The organism is Mycobacterium simiae (assembly GCF_008370645.1).
Classification (GTDB): domain Bacteria; phylum Actinomycetota; class Actinomycetes; order Mycobacteriales; family Mycobacteriaceae; genus Mycobacterium; species Mycobacterium simiae_A.
Map to the genome: position 1 here is coordinate 1 of NZ_VTZN01000348.1, position 2,068 is coordinate 2,068.

Genomic DNA, 2,068 nt, shown 5'->3' on the forward strand with positions numbered 1-2,068 from the left:
GATGGCCAGGATCGCGATGATTGCCTGTGCTGAGCGCTCTAGCAGCAGGGCGATCACCTGGCCGGGGCCGGCGCCGTGGGCGGCGAGTTGGTGGGCGAGGTGGTTGGCGGCGTCGTCGAGTTGGCGGTAGGTCAGGGTGGTGTCGGTGTGGGTGAGCGCGGGGGCGTGGGGGGTGCGGGTGAGTTGGGTGGCGAATAGTTGCGTGACGGTGGTGTTGGGTAGTGCGGTGATGGTGGTGGTGTTGTTGCCTTGGGTCAGGATGTGGTGGCGTTCGGCGGGGGTGAGCAGGTCGATGAGGTCGATGTGTTGGTGGGGGTTGGTGGTGATGGTGTGCAGGATGCGCAGGTAGTAGGTGGTGAATGTGGTGATGGTGTTGTGGTTGAACAGGTCGGTGGCGTATTCGATGCTGCCGGTGATGGGTGGGGGTTGTCCGTGGCGTGGGGGCAGCTCGAGCAGGTTGATGAGGAGGTCGAATCGGGCGGTGCCGGTGGGTGCGGGTAAAAACTCGATGCCCAGCTCGGGCAGGTCGATGGTGGGCAGGGGGTTGTTTTGGAAGGCGAATGCGACTTGGAACAGGGGGTGGTGGGCTGTGGATCGGGTGGGGTTGAGCAGTTCGACGAGTCGTTCGAAGGGGGCGTCTTGGTTGTCGTAGGCGGCTAGGGCTTTGGTGCGGATCTGTTCGAGCAGGTTGGTGAAGGCGGGGTTGCCGGAGGTGTCCACGCGCAGTACCCAGGTGTTGACGAAGAACCCGATCAGGTTGGTCAGTGCTTGGTCGGTGCGCCCGGCGATGGGCCCACCGATGGTCAGGTCAGCACCGGCGCCGAGTTTGCGCAGCAGGACCGTGAGGGCGCCTTGGAGCACCATCGAGATGGTGGTGCCGCTGTCGTGGGCCAGTTGGTGGATGCGTTGGCGCAGTTGGGGGTTGATGGTGAATGTTGCTGTCTTCCCGCGGAATGATTGTTGGGCGGGGCGGGGGTGGTCGGTGGGCAACGTGATCTGCTCGGGTGCGCCGGCCAGCTCGTTACGCCAGTAGGCGACTTGCTGGGATATCACGCTGTTGGGGTCGTCGTCGCTGCCTAGGATGTCGTGTTGCCACAGGGTGTAGTCGGCGTATTGCACCGGCAGTGGGGGCCAGCTGGGTTGCTGGCCGGCTCGGCGGGCGGTGTAGGCGGTGGCCAAGTCGTGGGCTAACGGCACTAGTGAGGCCCCGTCGGCGGCGATGTGGTGGACCACGAGCACTAGTACGTGTTCGGTGTCTGAGACCCGCAGCAGGTCGGCCCGGATGGGGATGTGGGTGGACAGTTCGAAGTGGTAGCGCGCGGCGTGGGCTATTGCAGCGCTTAACTCGTGGTCGGCTGCGACCTCGGTCACGGTCACCGGCACCTCGATGGTGTGGGCCGGCAGGATCTGCTGGTAGGCGATTGTGTCGGTTTCGGTGAATACGGTGCGCAGGCTTTCATGGCGATCGATGACGTCGCCGATGGCTGCGCGCAGTGCTGTGGTGTTTAGTGGCCCGGTCAGCCGGGCGGCTATGGCGATGTTGTAGGTGGCTGAGGGGCCCTCGTATTTGTGGAGGAACCACAGTCGGGATTGGGCAAACGACAACGGAATCCGCGCCGGTCGGGGTCGTGGTGTCAATGCTGCCTGGGTTCGGGTGTGGGCGTGGGTGGTGATCCATTCGGCTAGCCCGGCCACTGTGGGTGTGTGGAAGAGTGCGCGGACCGGGATTTCGATGTCCAATTCGGTGCGGGCTCGCATCACCAGCCGGGTCGCCGACAGCGAATGCCCACCCAATTCGAAAAAGGAGTCGTCGATGCCGACCCGGACCACCCCCAGGACTTCGCCGAACAGGGCGGCCAGCACGTGTTCGTGGTGATCACGCGGGGCTCGATAGGTGGCCCCGCTGAGGAATTCGGGGGCCGGTAATGCCCGCCGGTCAAGTTTGCCGTTGACCGTTAACGGCAGGTCGTCGACGATCATGATCGCTGCCGGCACCATGTATTCGGGTAACTGGGCACGCAACGACTGGCGCAGTTCGGCTACCCATTCCACCGCCGAAGGATCATTG

The 2,068-nt window shown here is 64.2% G+C and carries 1 protein-coding gene; it reads right to left on the reverse strand.

Annotation, left to right across the window (positions count from 1 at the left end):
* Positions 1-2,052 (reverse strand): condensation domain-containing protein (locus F0Q45_RS25635; RefSeq protein WP_149656543.1); only part of this gene is annotated, 2,052 nt, incomplete at its 3' end.
* Between the last annotated feature and the right edge of the window lie 16 nt (positions 2,053-2,068).